This is a genomic window from Pseudomonas sediminis (genome assembly GCF_002741105.1).
GTDB classification, from domain to species: domain Bacteria; phylum Pseudomonadota; class Gammaproteobacteria; order Pseudomonadales; family Pseudomonadaceae; genus Aquipseudomonas; species Aquipseudomonas sediminis.
Window position 1 is genome coordinate 992,834 of record NZ_NIQU01000001.1, and the last position, 15,286, is coordinate 1,008,119.

Consider the following 15,286-nt stretch of genomic DNA (forward strand, 5'->3'; position numbering starts at 1 on the left):
GCAGTTAGGAACCCTGGTGAAAAGTCTCGATACACTGAGCTTCGACAACCGCTTCGCCCGCCTCGGTGATGCGTTCTCAACCGAAATACTGCCCGAACCGATCGAGCAGCCAAGGTTGGTGGTGGCGAGCGAGTCGGCATTGGCTCTGCTCGATCTCGCCGCTAGCGAAGCGCAGCGCCCCGAGTTCGCCGAACTGTTCGCCGGACACAAGTTTTGGGAGGAGGCCGAGCCACGTGCCATGGTCTATTCCGGTCACCAGTTCGGGGGCTACACCCCACGATTGGGCGACGGTCGCGGACTGCTGCTGGGCGAAGTGCTCAACGAGGCTGGCCAGCACTGGGATCTGCATCTGAAAGGCGCCGGCATGACGCCCTACTCGCGCATGGGCGACGGCCGCGCGGTGCTGCGCAGCTCGATCCGCGAGTTTCTCGCCAGCGAACACCTGCACGCCCTCGGCATCCCCAGCTCGCGCGCGCTGTGCGTAACCGGATCGAGCACGCCGGTGTGGCGCGAGAAGCAGGAAAGCGCCGCCATGGTCCTGCGCCTGGCGCAGAGCCACATACGTTTCGGCCACTTCGAATACTTCTACTACACGCGCCAGCACGAGCACCTGAAGACCCTCGGTGAACATGTCATGGCCTGCCACTTCCCCGCCTGCCTGGAGCAGGACGAGCCCTGGCTGGCCCTGCTGCGCGAGGTGATCGAACGCACCGCCGCGATGATCGCCCACTGGCAGGCCTATGGCTTCTGCCATGGCGTGATGAACACCGACAACATGTCGATCCTCGGCATCACCTTCGACTACGGCCCTTACGCCTTCCTCGACGACTTCGACGCCAACCACATCTGCAACCACTCCGATGACACCGGCCGCTACAGCTTCAGCAATCAGGTGCCCATCGCCCACTGGAACCTCGCCGCACTGGCTCAGGCCATGACGCCATTCGCCGCGGTCGAACAATTGCGCGAGGCCTTGGAGTTGTTCCTGCCGTTATACCAGGCGCATTACCTCGACCTGATGCGCAAGCGCCTGGGCTTCACCAGCGCCGAGGAGGAGGACGAAGCGCTGATCCAGCGTCTGCTGCAACTGATGCAGGCCGGTAAATCCACCGACTACACCTTGTTCTTCCGCCACCTCGGCGACCAGGCACCCGCCGAGTCGCTCAAGGTCGTACGCGATGATTTCGTCGACCTCGCCGGCTTCGATGCCTGGAGCCGCGACTATCTGGCCCGCTGCGAACTGGAAGGCGGGCAGCAGAGCGAACGCCAGGCGCGCATGCACACGGTCAATCCCAAGTACATCCTGCGCAACTACCTCGCCCAGCACGCCATCGAAGCGGCAGAGCGAGGCGACTACGCTCCAGTGCGCGAGCTGCACTCGGTACTGTCACGACCGTTTGACGAGCAGCCGGGGTTCGAAGGCTATGCAGAGCGTCCGCCGGAGTGGGGCAAGCATCTGGAGATCAGCTGTTCGTCGTGAGTGATAGTGCTGCCGCCCTGTTGTGCAGCAGCTCACTGACGTTGGCCGGCCTTTCGACTGCACTTATCTGTTAAATCGAAAAGGCATATCAATCTGCCCAAACATTCTTAGACTATCTAAAAGAACCCCTCTATCTTGGCGCCTTGCCAGGCCGCCCAGTGCGTGCCCGATACCTCACACGAGATTCGACGCAAAGATTCTGCCCCTGATTTCGTCAGCCAGCGCCGCGAGCCCAAACGCCGCGTCAGCCACCTGAATCACATGCAGGATCTAAGGATGTTCATGTTCTGGGATTCCCTGCCCCTGCTGTTTGTCGGCGCCCTGCTGATCTGGGTGCTGTATGCCTTCGTTCGCGAGAAATGGAGCCCGGACATAGTCGCCGCTATCGCCGTGGCCGCCTTGCTGGTCAGCCAACTGCTAACGCCGGGCGAAGTACTCAGCGTGCTGTCCAACTCTGCCCCCGTGACCATCGCCTGCATGTTCGTGCTCTCCGCCGCGCTGGAGCGTACCGGCTGCATCGACGCTCTCGGCAACTGGCTGGGCAATCTGGTCGGCACCAGCCCGATTCGCGTGCTCACTGGCCTCACCGTTACCGCACTGGTGGTCTCCGCCTGCCTCAACAATACGCCAGTCGTGGCCATCCTCACCCCGGTGGCCATCGCTCTGGCGCGTCGCGCCGGCACCTTGCCGTCGAAGCTGTTGATCCCGCTGTCCTACGCCACCATCCTCGGCGGCACCCTGACCATGATCGGCACCTCGACCAACATTCTGGTCGACGGCGTCGCGCGCAAGGCCGGCCTCGCGCCCTTTGGCATCTTCGAGATCACCGGTGTCGGCCTGGTCATGGCGGCCTTTGGCATGTTGTATCTGCTGACCATCGGCCGCCACCTGCTGCCGGAGCGCGAGACCCTGTCACGCCAGCTGCGCCCTGATCTGCCGCGCACCTTCATGACCGAACTGCTGGTGCCACACAACTCGCCGATGATCGGCAAGACCTTGCACGAGGCCAACCTCAATGGCGGCAGCGGCCTGCAGGTGCTCAAGCTGTTCCGTGAAGAGCAGGAGCTGACCGCACCCAGCGCCGAAACCCTGCTGGCCAGTGGCGACCGCCTGGTGCTGCACGGCCAGGTCAAGGATGTGGTGGAGCTGCGCGAAAGCGGCCACCTGAGTTTCAACCGTGGTGACGCCTTCGAGACCATCAGCAGCCACGATGTGATCCTCGCCGAGGCCATCGTCGGGCGTAACTCGCGCTACAGCCACCGCCCAATGCGCGATCTCGACCTCACCGCACGTTACGGCATCGCCGTGCTCGCCGTGCACCGCCAGGACGAGAACGTGCAGGGCAACCTGGATGATTTCGAACTGCAATTCGGCGACGTGATGCTGGTCGAAGGCACACCGGCGCAGATCAAACGCTTCGCCGACAACGGCGAACTGATCAGCCTCAACGCCGTGCAGGAACGCGCCTTCCGCCGCGACAAGGCGCCCATCGCGATCATCTCGACCCTCGCTGTGATGCTGCTAGCGGCCTTCGGTGTGATGCCTATCGAAGGGCTGGCGATCATCGGCGCAGTGACCGTGTTGGCTACGCGCTGCCTGGACGTGGAGGACGCCTACAAGGCTGTGGACTGGAAGATCCTCAGCCTGATCTTCGGCATGCTGGCCATCAGCATCGCCATGGACAAGGTGGGTCTGGTCAAACTCATGGTGGAGAACGTCATGGGCTGGTTGCCCTGGGCCGGGCCGCTGCTGATGCTGAGCTTCATCTACCTATTCACGTCCATCCTCACCGAGGTGTTGTCGAACAATGCCGTGGCCGTACTGGTGACCCCCATCGCCATTGGCATGGCTCAACATCTGGGCGTCGACCCACGCGCCTTCGTCGTCGCTGTGATGTTCGCCGCCAGCGCCAGCTTCGCCACGCCCATCGGTTACCAGACCAACACCTTCGTCTACAACGCCGGTGGCTACCGCTTCACCGACTTCATGAAGATCGGTATTCCGCTGAACCTGCTGCTGTGGGGCGTCGCTACAGTGGTCATCCCCTGGTTCTTCCCGCTGACCCCGCTCTGACTTGATATCCGCAGGCGCTGGCTCCATTTAATGCACATGCCCCACGGAGCCTCGCCTCATGTCCGATCCGCTACTGATTCCCTGCCCGCACTGCAACGGGCTCAACCGTATTCCTGCCGAGCGTCGGAACGACGCCCCACGCTGCGGTCGCTGCAAGAGTGAAGTGCTGCCCGCTGCGCCGATCACCCTGACCCAAGCCAACTTCGCCAGTCAGTTGAAGGGCGACCTGCCATTGCTGGTGGACGTCTGGGCCAGTTGGTGCGGTCCCTGCCAGGCCTTCGCGCCAACCTTTCAGCAGGCGGCCGCACAACTGCAAGGGCGCTGCCGCCTGGGCAAACTGGACAGCGAGGCCAACTCGAACCTGGCCGGGCAATTGGGCATCCGTTCGATTCCCAGCCTGATCCTGTTCAAAGGCGGCGTCGAAGTCGCCCGCCAGAGTGGCGCCATGCCGCTGCCGCAACTGCAGGCATGGCTGCGTCAGCAGGGTATCTGAGCGCTTCGGTCACTCGCCGCGGGCGCTGCGGTCAATTGCAGCGCGCCACCGGCCCCTTAGTCTGGCAAAACGTCCGCTCAAGGAGTTTCGCCATGCCGCTGCCCGTTGAAATCGCCCGCCAACTCACCGAAGAACAGATCGCCTTCGTCAAACGCAGCGGCCTCAAGTCCGAGGTGCTGGAACCAGGTTTCGTGCGCCTGCGCATGCCCCTGCAAGGCAACCAGAATCATATCGGCAGCATGTACGCCGGCGCTCTCTTCACCCTGGCGGAAATACCCGGCGGCGCGCTGTTTCTGACCAGCTTCGACGCCCAGCGCTTCTACCCCATCATCAAGGAAATGAGCCTGCGTTTTCGTCGCCCCGCCACGGGTGATATCCAGGTCGAGGCGCGCCTTTCGGCCGAGGAAATCGCTCGCTTGGAAGAACAGGCCAGCCACCAGGGCAAGGCCGATTACCTGCTGGAGCTGCAACTGACCGACGGTGATGGAGAAGTAGTCGCAGAAAGTCGCGGCCACTACCAATTGCGTTTACGCTGAATGACGCCGCTGCCTGCATTCGCACTCGGTAACAGTCCCTGACCTTGCCATAGGTCAAAAGAGCGGCTATCTGAACAGGCACAATAAAATTGCCGAGGGGTATCGGCAGGAGAGCCGTCACCATGTTCAAGCACATCCTCATCGCCCATGACCTGCGCGACACCGCTGACATGGCGCTATGCCGCGCCACCCAGTTGGCCCAGCAGCATAACGCCCGCCTGACCATGCTGCATGTGCTCGACCCAAGCCAGAGCAGCGACCAGCATGAGAAAGCGCGCCAGGCGCTGGATCGCAGCCTGACCCAATACGCCCCGCCCGGCACCGAGCTGCGCATGCTCAGCGGCAAACCGTCGGAGGTCGTCCTGCAACAGGTTCAGGACAGCGGCTGCGATCTGCTGGTGCTGGGCGGGCACCACCAGCGCCATGACTTTTTCTCCGGCACCAGCCTCGACCGTATCGCCCGACGCTGCACGGTGCCGCTGCTGCTGGTCGCACGCAACGACTCCCATCCTTATCAGCGGGCGCTGGCCGCCATCGATTTTTCCCTGTGCGCCTGCAGCGCACTCGGCCAGGCCTATCAATTGCTGCCTGGCCATGCCGAGTTGCACGCCCTGCATGTATTCGAACCGGACAAGGGCACGCCGCAGCAGGTAGAACTGCAACTGCAGACCCAGCAAGGCCTGATCGATCAGCTACTGCTCGACGAAGCACAGAAACTTCCAGCGGACGGCCCGAAACTGAGCCATGAAGTGCTGCAAGGCGGCATCCTGCGCAGCCTGCAGGAGCAGATCAAGACGCGTCGAGCAGAACTGCTGGTACTCGGCAGCCACGGCCGTAGCGCCTTCTCTCAGGCGCTCCTGGGCAGCCTGGCGCAGCACTTCCTGCACAAGGCGCCCTGCGACGTGTTCGTGGTGCGCTAACGAACAAGGCGCCCACGGGCGCCTTGATTTATCGCTGACAAACCTTCAAGCCTGATTGAGCAGATCGTGCAGTTCGACGAACTGCTGGGTCAGCTTGTGCCGTGCATCCAGATGGATCAGCGGCGTGCACACCTGGTGCGACTCGCGCATTTTCACCGAGCTCATCAGGTTTACCGGCAACACCGGCAATCCTTCGGCGATCAGCTCATCCAGCAACTGCTGCGGCAAGGTCGCGCGCGGCTGGAACTGGTTGACCACGATGCCCTCCACCTCCAGACCATCGTTATGGTCCTCCTTCAATTCCTCGATCTCGGCCAGCAGACCGTACAGCGCGTTGCGCGAGAAGCTGTCGCAGTCGAAGGGAATCAACACGCGGTCTGCGGCGATCAAGGCTGAAACCGTATAGAAATTCAGTGCCGGCGGGGTATCCAGGTAGATGTGGTCGTAATCTTCGGCCAACTCGTCGAGCAGTTTGCGCAGCTTGTTGATCTTGTGCTTCTGCTCGAGCTTGGGCTGCAGCTCGGCCAGCTCAGCCGTGGCGGTGACCACATGCAGGTTGTCGAACGGCGTCTCGTAGATATCCACCTTGCCCTTCTTGGCAAAAGGCCCGGAAGCCAGGGTCTGCTTGAAGAAGTCGGCAATACCCATGGGAATCTCCTCGCCGGTCAGCCCGGTGAGGTAATGGGTCGAATTGGCCTGGGCATCCAGGTCGATCAACAGGGTGCGATACCCCTGCGCCGCACTTACCGCAGCCAGGTTGCAAGCGATACTGGACTTACCAACGCCCCCCTTCTGGTTGAACACCACACGTCGCATCGCACATCTCCCTGAGCCTGAATGACTTTGGATTCTATGCAAAGGCTGTGACAAGCGCGAGGCGTGGAGCGAAACCCACATTTGGTAGCTAAACGCCACCACGCATGATAGTTTGCGCGCGCGCCACCGCGCACCTCAGGACATCTATTAAAATCAAGGACATGTAATGCAGTACCTGCGTACACTTTTGATCGGCAGTCTTCTCGTAATTACTACAGGCTGCGCCAACGGACTGAACTCCGTACAGAAAGCTGAACTCGACTCCTACGAAGCCCGTGGCCTGGCCGTTCAGGAGAAAAGTCCAGGCACCGGTGCAGCGCTCGGTCTGTTGCCGGGCGGCGGATCGTTCTACGGCCGCGAATACGGTTTTGGCGTGGTCAACCTGCTGTTCTGGCCGCTGTCCATCCTCTGGGATCCTATCAGCGGCTACGATGCGTCTCGCGCCATCAATTACAACGTGACCAAAGCCCACGTCGCCAAACTGCATGAGCGTGAGATGCAGGAGCTGGATGATCAGCTAGGCAGTGGTCAACTCGATATCGCTCAGTACACGCTGGAAAAGCGCAAGGTCGATACCAAATACCGCGCAGGCTTCTAATTTAAAAAGCCCGGCATTGCCGGGCTTTTTTATGCATCACTGGTGATACTGCGCCGACAGCTCGTGCACGGCCTCGAAGAAGGCGCCAGCGTGAGCCGGGTCGACCTCCGGAGTGATGCCATGGCCAAGGTTGAACACATGGCCGCTGCCTGCACCGTAAGCGGCCAGGATGCGCGCCACCTCGGCACGAATCGCCGCCGGCTTGGCGTAGAGCACCGCCGGGTCCATGTTGCCCTGCAGGGCAACCTTGGCACCGACACGGGCGCGGGCGCTGCCGATGTCGCACGTCCAGTCCAGGCCCAGCGCCTCAGCGCCTGTGTCAGCAAGGGATTCGAGCCACAGGCCACCGCCCTTGGTGAACAGGATCACCGGCACACGACGCCCGTCGTGCTCGCGAATCAGGCCGTCGACGATCTTCTTCATGTAGGCCAGGGAGAACTCCTGATAGGCCGCTGCCGACAGCGCGCCGCCCCAGGAGTCGAAGATCTGTACCGCCTGCGCACCGGCCAGGATCTGCCCGTTGAGGTAGGCCGTGACCGACTGCGCCAGCTTGTCGAGCAGCGCGTGCAAGGCTTGCGGGTTGTCGTAGAGCATGGCCTTGGTCTTGCGGAAGTCCTTCGACGAGCCGCCTTCGACCATGTAGGTGGCCAGCGTCCACGGACTGCCGGAGAAGCCGATCAGCGGCACGCGGCCATTGAGTTCACGACGAATGGTGCGCACGGCGTCCATCACGTAGCCCAGATCCTTCTCCGGGTCCGGCACGGGCAGTGCCTCGATGTCGGCCAGGCTGCTGACTACCTTCTTGAAACGCGGGCCCTCGCCCGTCTCGAAGTACAGGCCCTGGCCCATGGCATCGGGGATAGTGAGGATGTCGGAGAACAGGATCGCCGCATCCAGTTGCGGGTAGCGATCCAGCGGCTGGATGGTGACCTCGCAGGCCAGCTCCGGGTTCTTCATCAGGCTCACGAAGTCGCCGGCCTTGGCCCGGGTCGCGCGGTATTCCGGCAGATAGCGACCGGCTTGGCGCATCATCCAGATCGGCGTGACGTCCACGGGTTGCTTGAGCAGGGCACGCAGGAAACGGTCGTTCTTCAGGGCGGTCATGGCAGAGTCCTAGAAAAAAGTGCGGGCATTTTCGCAGAGCGCAAAACAAAAGGCACGGCGGGTGCCGTGCCTTTTGTCCATCGCGACGATATGCCGCGACAATTCACCAGCTGCGATAGGGCAAAAACTTGCCATTTAGCACGATCTGCACGCGGTCACCCTTGGGGTCGGCGACGCGGGAAATATCCATGCTGAAGTCGATGGCGCTCATGATGCCGTCGCCGAATTCTTCGTGGATCAGCTCTTTGATGGTCTCGCCATAGACGTTGATCATCTCGTAGAAGCGATAGATCAGCGGATCGGTGGGCACGGCCTTGTCCCAATGTTTGTGCGGGAACGCCTGCAGCGCAGCGGAGACTTCCTCCGGCAGCTCGAGGGTCTCGCACAGTGCGTCGGCATTCACCTTGGGCATGCTGTTCATGCCCAGGCAGGCCGAAGTGGTCCACACCGGCGACATGCCGATGCCCTTGCCGATTTCCGCCCAATCCAGGCCGAGGCGCTCCTTGGCGGCGATGATGGTGCTACGCATTTCTTGCTTATCCATGGTGAAACTCCTTCACGGGGGTCAGAGGTACGACTCTGGCGGCCGCTGCCGGCTCGTCCAGGGCGGGGTTGATTTCGGGCGGGAAGCCTTGCTCGTCGGCCACGGTGCGGCCGCGCAATTCGTGTGAGCGGTTCACCAGGAAGTCCACGAGGTGGTTGCGGATGCGGTAGTACGCCGGGTGGTGAATCACCTGGTCGCGCTGCCGTGGCCGAGGCAGATCGATGCGTACCGACTCGGCGATGCGCGCCTGCGGGCCGTTGGTCATCAGCAGGATGCGGTCGGAGAGCATGATCGCCTCGTCGACGTCATGAGTGATCATGAACACCGTCTGCTTAGTAGCGCTCCAGATCTTGATCAGCTCGTCCTGGATCACCCCGCGGGTCAGGGCATCCAGCGCGCCGAAGGGTTCATCGAGCAGCAGCAACTTTGGTTGGGTGGCAAAGGCGCGGGCGATGCTCACGCGCTGGCGCATGCCGCCGGACAGCTGCGCCGGCTTGCGAGCCTCGGAACCGCCCAGGCCGACCATCTCCAGGTACTTGCGGCTGTGTGCACGGCGCTGCTCCTTCGTCCACAGGGGAAACCGCGCACGCACGCCGAATTCGACGTTCTCCAGCGCGCTGAGCCAGGGCAGCAGGCTGTAGTTCTGGAACACCACGCCACGTTCGAGGCTGGGCCCGGCGACTTCCTTGCCAGCCATTTCCAGCGTGCCTTCGCTGAAGCTGTCGAGCCCGGCCAGGGCGTTGAGGATGGTCGATTTACCACAACCGGAGTGACCGATGATGCAGACGAACTCGCCCTGGTCGAGACCGAAGCTGACGTCCTCGAAGACTGTCAGCGGCTCGCTGCCGGGTTGCGGGAAACGTTTGGCCAGGCGGCGGGCATCGAGAAAATAGCGGGACATGACATCACTCCTGGTAGCTGACGAGACGGGCGACGCTGCCCAGCAGAAGGTCGAGCAGCATGCCGACCACGCCGATCATCAGAATCGAGAAGATCACGCTGGCCAGGTTGAGGTTGTTCCACTCGTTCCACACGTAGTAACCAATACCGGTGCCACCGACGAGCATCTCGGCGGCGACGATCACCAGCCAGGCGATACCGACCGAGATGCGCATGCCGGTGAGGATGGTCGGCATGGCCGCCGGCAGGATCACGCTGAACGCCGTGCGCAGCGGGCTCAGCTCATGAGTGCGGGCGACGTTGATCCAGTCGCGACGTACGCCAGCGACGCCGAAGGCGGTGTTGAGCAACATCGGCCACACCGAGCAGATGAAGATCACAAAGATCGCCGAGGTCTGCGAATCCTTGATCACGAACAGCGCCAACGGCATCCAGGCCAGCGGCGAGATCGGTCGCAGTATCTGGATGAAGGGATTGAGCGCGCGGTACATCAACGGCGACATGCCAATGACGAAACCAACGGGGATCGCCACCAGCGCCGCCAGCAGATAGCCGGTCAACACCCGGTACAACGAGTGCGCAAGTTGGATGCCGATGCCCTTGTCGTTAGGCCCGTTGTCATAGAACGGCTGGCTCAGCTCGGCATAGGCATGCGCCAGCACCACCGAAGGTGGCGGCACGCGGGCCTCTTGCTCGGCTTCGCCCATCAGCATGGCGTATTCGTCATCAGCACTGACTGCGGCGCTGGCGGGCACGCGGCAGAGCACCTCCCAGACCACCAGCAGCAGCACCAGCAGCACAACGGAAAGAATCGCCGCGCGCAGGGAAATGGACGCTTTCATCACGACCTCCGCATGGCGAAGCTGGCCAGATAACCGTCCGGATCGGCCGGATCGAAGGGCTTGCCCATCACACTGAAGGATTTGTAGGCATCGGCCGGTACCGGCAGGCCAAGTTCTTTCATCACCTTGCCGGCGTCAGCCGCGAGGAACACCCGCTCGGCTATGTTGCGGTAGTCGACATCCCCCTGCAGATAGCCCCAGCGTTTCATCTGGGTGAGGATCCACACCGCCATCGACTGCCAGGGGAACGGATCGAAGTCGATGCGCCGTGGCTCGTCATGGATGTTGCCGAGGCCATCGGCATAGCGCCCGCTAAGAACCTGCTGCACCACCGGCACCGGCTGGTTGAGGTAGTTGCGGGTGGAGATCGCCTCGGCCACCGCCTTGCGGTTCTCGGCCTTGGAGGAGTACTGCGTGGCATCGATCAGCGCATGCAGTAGTGCGCCGTAGGTGTTGGGGTTCTCGCTGGCGAAGCGCTGGCTGCAGGCGAAGGCGCAGCACGGATGGCCCGGCCACAGCTCCTTGGTCAGCAGGTGGATGAAACCGACCTTCTCCCACACCGCGCGCTGGTTGAACGGGTCCGGCGAGAGGAAGCCATCGAGGTTGCCGGCACGCAGGTTGGCGACCATCTCCGGTGGCGGCACCACGCGAATCTGGATATCGCGATCCGGATCCAGGCCATGCTCGGCGACGTAATAGCGCAACAGGAAGTTGTGCATCGAATATTCGAACGGCACACCGAAGCGCATGCCCTTCCACAGCTTCGGATCGCGTTTGTCCTGATGCTGCATGCCGAGCACGATGGCCTGGCCGTTGACGTTCTCCAGCGCCGGCATGACGAAAGGCGTCTGCGTCGAACCCAGCCCCAGGCTGATAGCCAGTGGCATCGGCGAGAGCATGTGCGAGGCGTCGTATTCGCCGGCCAGAGACTTGTCGCGCGCCACCGCCCAGCCCGCGGTCTTCACCGTTTCCACCTCCAGCCCGTACTTGGCGTAGAAGCCCATCGGCTCGGCCATGATGATCGGCGTGGCGCAGGTGATGGGCACGAAGCCAATCTTCAGCTTGGTCTTTTCCAGCGGGCCAAGGCTGTCCTTGACCGCCGCCTTGACCGCATCCAGCGGGATCATGCTGCCCAGAATCGCCGCCGCGACGCCGCCACCGATCATCCCCATGAAACTGCGTCGGGAGAAATCGTTGTGGCCGAACACGCCGCGCACGATGGCGTTCTCCACCGCGCGATCGAGCATAGCTTCGCTGCTATCGGGCAGCGCAGCGGCACTCGGCGTGCAACGCTGGCAAGCACACCCGGCGGCATGGGACAGCTCGCTGTCGGGGCTGAATGGATCGTCCAGACTGTTGACGCTCATCGTGATCACTCCTGCGATGGCCTGCCCCAGATTGGTGAGGCGGGCGCTGACTGGGCTGAGCCATTGCTGGCCGGTTCATGTCAGCTATTGCAGGAGCTGTACCAGCTCAAAAAACAAATTAAACAATTGAAAAATAACGACTTTAATCAAATTCCTTAAAAACGATATTTCGTCATTAACGAGATTTCGTCAGCGCCAGAAACGATATTTCGTCAAATGGCACGGCCTTTGGATAACAAGATACAAGCTCAATCCCGCGAGGCCCGAGATGCCTGATCCAAATGCCGCCAGCCAATTGCTGCTGCAACACATGCAGAGCGCCAGCCTGGTCATCGATCCAATCCACGACCGCATCCTGCATGCCAATCCAGCCTGTTGCGCCCTGCTCGGCTGGCCGCTGGATGAACTGCTCGCACAGCGCGCCAGCCGTCTCTGGGCGCATGACCTGGGAGCACTGGTCACCTTCACCGAGGAAGTGCAGGTGCGCGGCGCTGCCTGGCGCGACGGCCTCGGGCTGCTACGTCGCGATGGCGAGCGCCTGGAGGTGGAAATCGACGGCAGCCGCCTGGAGCATGACGGCACCACCCTGCTCGGCCTGCTGATCCAACAGCGCCGCCGCCTCGACGCCCTGCGCGGGCTCGCTGAAGCCGAGCGCTACCAACGTCAGGGGCTGCTCGAATGGCAGGGCGTGGAGCGCATCTTCCGCCAGTTCGAGCGGCAGAATCAGCTGATCCTCGGCGCCGCTGGCGAGGGCATCTACGGCGTCAACCGTAATGGCGAGACCACCTTCGTCAACCCGGCAGCCGAGCGCATTCTCGGCTGGCGTGCCGACGACCTGATCGGCCACAACATTCACGACCTGATTCACCACCACCATCCCGACGGCAGCACCTACGACGGCCACACCTGTCCGATCTATGCCGCCTTCAACGACGGCGAAGTGCACCAGGTGGCCGACGAGGTGTTCTGGAACAAGGACGGCAAGCCGATCCCGGTGGATTACACCAGCACGCCGCTGCGCGACGACGGTGAACTGGTCGGCGCCGTGGTGGTGTTTCGTGACATCAGCGAACGCCTGGAGACCGAGCGCCGGCTGCGCCAGGCCCTGAGCGAGGTGCAGCAACTCAAGCAACGCCTGGAGCTGGAGAATGCCTACCTGCAGGAGGAAATTCGTGGCGAGTACGCCCAGCACGACCTGGTCGGGCGCAGCGCCGCCATGCAGCAGGTAATCCATCAGATCGAGCTGGTCGCCCCCACCAGCGCCAACGTGCTGATCACCGGCGAGTCAGGCACCGGCAAGGAGCTGATCGCCCGCGCCATTCATGACAACAGCGGGCGCAGTCGTCGCCCACTGATCCGGGTGAACTGCGCGGCGGTGCCGCGCGAACTGTTCGAGAGCGAATTCTTCGGCCATATCCGCGGCGCTTTCACCGGCGCGTTGAACGACCGCGTCGGGCGCTTCGAACTGGCCGATGGCGGCACGTTGTTTCTCGACGAAGTCGGCGAAATACCCCTGGAGCTGCAAAGCAAGCTGCTGCGAGTGCTGCAGGAACAACAGTTGGAACGGGTCGGCGACAACCGTACCCGTCAGGTGGATGTACGCGTGATCGCTGCCACCAACCGCGACCTGCGCCAGGAAGTGCGCGCCGGCCGCTTCCGCGAAGACCTCTACTTTCGCCTCAACGTCTTCCCCATCGAGTCGGCGCCGCTGCGCCAGCGCCCGGAAGACATTCCGCCCCTGGCCCAGCACTTTCTCGGCCGCGCCTGTCGTCAGCTCAACCGCGCCGAGCCGAGCCTGCGCCTGGCCGACATCCAACGCCTGCAAGCCTATTCCTGGCCGGGCAACATTCGTGAACTGGAGAACCTGATCGAGCGCGCGGTGATCATTTCTCCCGGCACCCGGCTGCGTTTGGACTTGCCCAACGACAACGGCAACGACGCACCGTCACAGCCACCGGTCGAACAGGAAATGCGGATTTTCACTCAGGGCGAGCAACGCCGGCAGATGCGCGAAAACCTGATCGCAGCACTGAAGGCCTGTGCGGGCAGGATATCGGGAAAGGACGGCGCCGCGCGATTGCTGGAGCTGAAGCCAACGACCCTGCGCTCACGCCTGGAGAGCTTCGCCATCGACCCGCGCGACTATCGACCGGGGAGGTCGCAGTCGCGCAGGTACGAGACGAATCAGACGCCGAGGTAGTCGAGGATGCCTTCGGCGGCGTTGCGGCCTTCGAAGATCGCCGTCACTACCAGATCGGAACCACGCACCATGTCGCCACCGGCGAAAATCTTCGGATTGCTGGTCTGGTGCTTGAACTGCGACTGCTCGGGCGCCACGACGCGGCCCTGGCTGTCGGTCTGGATCTCGAACTGCTCGAACCAGGGCGCCGGGCTCGGACGGAAACCGAAAGCGATCAGCACGGCTTCCGCCGGGATGACCTCCTCGGAACCCGGGATCGGCTCAGGGCTGCGGCGGCCACGGGCATCCGGCTCGCCGAGACGGGTCTCGACCACCTTGATGCCTTCCACCTTGCCGTCGCCGACGATGGCGATGGGCTGGCGGTTGAAGAGGAACTTCACACCCTCTTCCTTGGCGTTCTTAACTTCCTTGCGCGAGCCCGGCATGTTCTCTTCGTCACGGCGGTAGGCGCAGGTCACGGCCTTGGCGCCCTGACGGATCGAGGTGCGGTTGCAGTCCATCGCGGTGTCACCACCGCCCAGCACCACGACACGCTTGCCCTTCATGTCGATGAAGTCTTCCGGCGACTTCTCGAAACCGAGGTTGCGGTTGACGTTGGCGATGAGGAAGTCCAGCGCGTCATAGACGCCCGGCAGGTCTTCACCCGGGAAACCGCCCTTCATGTAGGTGTAGGTGCCCATGCCCATGAACACGGCATCGTACTCATCCAGCAGTTGCTGCATGGTCACGTCCTTGCCGATCTCGGTGTTCAGGCGGAACTCGATGCCCATGCCGGTGAAGACTTCACGGCGGCGGCTGAGCACGGTCTTTTCCAGCTTGAACTCGGGGATACCGAAGGTCAGCAGGCCACCGATTTCCGGGTTCTTGTCGAACACCACCGGGGTCACGCCGTTGCGCACCAGCACGTCGGCGCAGCCCAGGCCGGCCGGGCCGGCACCGATCACCGCGACACGCTTGCCGGTCGGTTTGACCTTGGACATGTCCGGGCGCCAGCCCATGGCGAAGGCGGTGTCGGTGATGTACTTCTCCACCGAACCGATGGTCACCGCGCCGAAGCCGTCATTGAGGGTGCAGGCACCTTCGCAGAGGCGATCCTGCGGGCACACGCGACCGCAGACTTCCGGCAGGGTGTTGGTCTGGTGCGAGAGCTCGGCGGCGGCCAGGATGTTGCCTTCCGAGACCAGCTTCAGCCAGTTCGGAATGAAGTTGTGCACCGGGCACTTCCACTCGCAATACGGGTTGCCGCAGCCCAGGCAGCGATGCGCCTGGTCTGCAGCTTGCGCCGGCTTGAAGTTGTCGTAGATCTCGACGAATTCCTTCTTGCGCTGACGCAGCAGTTTCTTCTTCGGGTCTTTGCGCCCGACTTCGATGAACTGGAAGTCGTTATTCAGACGTTCAGTCATTGCATTACCT

General features: G+C 62.6%; 14 protein-coding genes. 7 read left to right on the top strand and 7 right to left on the bottom strand.

From position 1 onward, the window contains the following. Positions 1-16 precede the first annotated feature (16 nt). From selO to CDO35_RS04600, 5 genes are all read left to right on the top strand, one after another. Positions 17-1,480, top strand: coding sequence for a protein adenylyltransferase SelO (gene selO / locus CDO35_RS04580; RefSeq protein ID WP_099522773.1), 1,464 nt, complete (start codon positions 17-19; stop codon positions 1,478-1,480). 282 nt (positions 1,481-1,762) lie between these two features. Continuing rightward, on the top strand, positions 1,763-3,553 hold the full coding sequence (locus tag CDO35_RS04585; protein ID WP_099522978.1) for an SLC13 family permease: 1,791 nt from the start codon (positions 1,763-1,765) through the stop codon (positions 3,551-3,553). 58 nt (positions 3,554-3,611) lie between these two features. Continuing rightward, complete coding sequence (gene trxC, locus CDO35_RS04590) at positions 3,612-4,046, top strand: thioredoxin TrxC (protein WP_099522774.1); 435 nt, start codon at positions 3,612-3,614, stop codon at positions 4,044-4,046. Positions 4,047-4,138: 92 nt separating this feature from the next. Beyond that, the gene (locus CDO35_RS04595) at positions 4,139-4,582 is read left to right on the top strand and encodes a PaaI family thioesterase (RefSeq protein WP_099522775.1); all 444 of its coding nucleotides are present in this window, start codon (positions 4,139-4,141) and stop codon (positions 4,580-4,582) included. Between the two features lie 122 nt (positions 4,583-4,704). Beyond that, the gene (locus CDO35_RS04600; protein WP_099522776.1) at positions 4,705-5,502 is read left to right on the top strand and encodes a universal stress protein; all 798 of its coding nucleotides are present in this window, start codon (positions 4,705-4,707) and stop codon (positions 5,500-5,502) included. Positions 5,503-5,547: 45 nt separating this feature from the next. Here CDO35_RS04600 and CDO35_RS04605 read toward each other — a convergent pair whose 3' ends face one another. Further along, positions 5,548-6,318 (bottom strand): ParA family protein, encoded by a 771-nt coding sequence (locus CDO35_RS04605; RefSeq protein ID WP_099522777.1) that lies wholly within the window; start codon positions 6,316-6,318, stop codon positions 5,548-5,550. 166 nt (positions 6,319-6,484) lie between these two features. On the opposite strand from CDO35_RS04605, the gene CDO35_RS04610 reads away from it, so the two are divergent. Continuing rightward, the gene (locus tag CDO35_RS04610) at positions 6,485-6,916 is read left to right on the top strand and encodes a hypothetical protein (protein ID WP_021487809.1); all 432 of its coding nucleotides are present in this window, start codon (positions 6,485-6,487) and stop codon (positions 6,914-6,916) included. Between the two features lie 36 nt (positions 6,917-6,952). Here the strand turns inward: CDO35_RS04610 and hemE are convergent, their stop codons facing one another. The 5 genes from hemE to CDO35_RS04635 all read right to left on the bottom strand — a co-directional run bounded on the left by hemE (position 6,953) and on the right by CDO35_RS04635 (position 11,673). Continuing rightward, positions 6,953-8,020 carry a uroporphyrinogen decarboxylase gene (hemE, locus tag CDO35_RS04615; RefSeq protein WP_099522778.1) on the bottom strand — a complete coding sequence of 356 codons (1,068 nt, stop codon included), beginning with the start codon at positions 8,018-8,020 and terminating at the stop codon, positions 6,953-6,955. Between the two features lie 103 nt (positions 8,021-8,123). Next, the gene (cynS, locus tag CDO35_RS04620; RefSeq protein WP_074936561.1) at positions 8,124-8,564 is read right to left on the bottom strand and encodes a cyanase; all 441 of its coding nucleotides are present in this window, start codon (positions 8,562-8,564) and stop codon (positions 8,124-8,126) included. Continuing rightward, positions 8,557-9,465 carry an ABC transporter ATP-binding protein gene (locus CDO35_RS04625; RefSeq protein WP_099522779.1) on the bottom strand — a complete coding sequence of 303 codons (909 nt, stop codon included), beginning with the start codon at positions 9,463-9,465 and terminating at the stop codon, positions 8,557-8,559. Before CDO35_RS04625 ends, cynS begins: the two co-directional genes overlap by 8 nt. Before the next feature lie 4 nt (positions 9,466-9,469). Beyond that, positions 9,470-10,306, bottom strand: a complete 837-nt coding sequence (gene ntrB / locus CDO35_RS04630; RefSeq protein WP_092379626.1) for a nitrate ABC transporter permease — start codon at positions 10,304-10,306, stop codon at positions 9,470-9,472. Further along, positions 10,306-11,673, bottom strand: a complete 1,368-nt coding sequence (locus CDO35_RS04635) for a CmpA/NrtA family ABC transporter substrate-binding protein (RefSeq protein ID WP_099522780.1) — start codon at positions 11,671-11,673, stop codon at positions 10,306-10,308. The genes ntrB and CDO35_RS04635 overlap by 1 nt, the downstream gene beginning before the upstream one ends. 268 nt (positions 11,674-11,941) lie before the next feature. Between CDO35_RS04635 and CDO35_RS04640 the strand changes: the two genes are divergently transcribed. After that, a complete protein-coding gene (locus tag CDO35_RS04640) occupies positions 11,942-13,873 on the top strand; it encodes a sigma 54-interacting transcriptional regulator (RefSeq protein ID WP_099522781.1) in 1,932 nt (643 codons plus the stop codon). Here the strand turns inward: CDO35_RS04640 and CDO35_RS04645 are convergent. Continuing rightward, positions 13,858-15,276, bottom strand: coding sequence for an FAD-dependent oxidoreductase (locus CDO35_RS04645; RefSeq protein ID WP_041976377.1), 1,419 nt, complete (start codon positions 15,274-15,276; stop codon positions 13,858-13,860). The two genes, CDO35_RS04640 and CDO35_RS04645, sit on opposite strands and share 16 nt — an antisense overlap. Between the last annotated feature and the right edge of the window lie 10 nt (positions 15,277-15,286).

Bases quoted from the DNA above. Each gene is read 5' to 3' on its own strand.
- CDO35_RS04585 (WP_099522978.1), top strand. From the start codon at position 1,763: ATGTTCTGGGATTCCCTGCCCCTGCTGTTTGTCGGCGCCCTGCTGATC.
- trxC (WP_099522774.1), top strand. From the start codon at position 3,612: ATGTCCGATCCGCTACTGATTCCCTGCCCGCACTGCAACGGGCTCAAC.
- CDO35_RS04595 (WP_099522775.1), top strand. From the start codon at position 4,139: ATGCCGCTGCCCGTTGAAATCGCCCGCCAACTCACCGAAGAACAGATC.
- CDO35_RS04600 (WP_099522776.1), top strand. From the start codon at position 4,705: ATGTTCAAGCACATCCTCATCGCCCATGACCTGCGCGACACCGCTGAC.
- CDO35_RS04605 (WP_099522777.1), bottom strand. From the start codon at position 6,318: ATGCGACGTGTGGTGTTCAACCAGAAGGGGGGCGTTGGTAAGTCCAGT.
- CDO35_RS04610 (WP_021487809.1), top strand. From the start codon at position 6,485: ATGCAGTACCTGCGTACACTTTTGATCGGCAGTCTTCTCGTAATTACT.
- hemE (WP_099522778.1), bottom strand. From the start codon at position 8,020: ATGACCGCCCTGAAGAACGACCGTTTCCTGCGTGCCCTGCTCAAGCAA.
- cynS (WP_074936561.1), bottom strand. From the start codon at position 8,564: ATGGATAAGCAAGAAATGCGTAGCACCATCATCGCCGCCAAGGAGCGC.
- CDO35_RS04625 (WP_099522779.1), bottom strand. From the start codon at position 9,465: ATGTCCCGCTATTTTCTCGATGCCCGCCGCCTGGCCAAACGTTTCCCG.
- ntrB (WP_092379626.1), bottom strand. From the start codon at position 10,306: ATGAAAGCGTCCATTTCCCTGCGCGCGGCGATTCTTTCCGTTGTGCTG.
- CDO35_RS04635 (WP_099522780.1), bottom strand. From the start codon at position 11,673: ATGAGCGTCAACAGTCTGGACGATCCATTCAGCCCCGACAGCGAGCTG.
- CDO35_RS04640 (WP_099522781.1), top strand. From the start codon at position 11,942: ATGCCTGATCCAAATGCCGCCAGCCAATTGCTGCTGCAACACATGCAG.
- CDO35_RS04645 (WP_041976377.1), bottom strand. From the start codon at position 15,276: ATGACTGAACGTCTGAATAACGACTTCCAGTTCATCGAAGTCGGGCGC.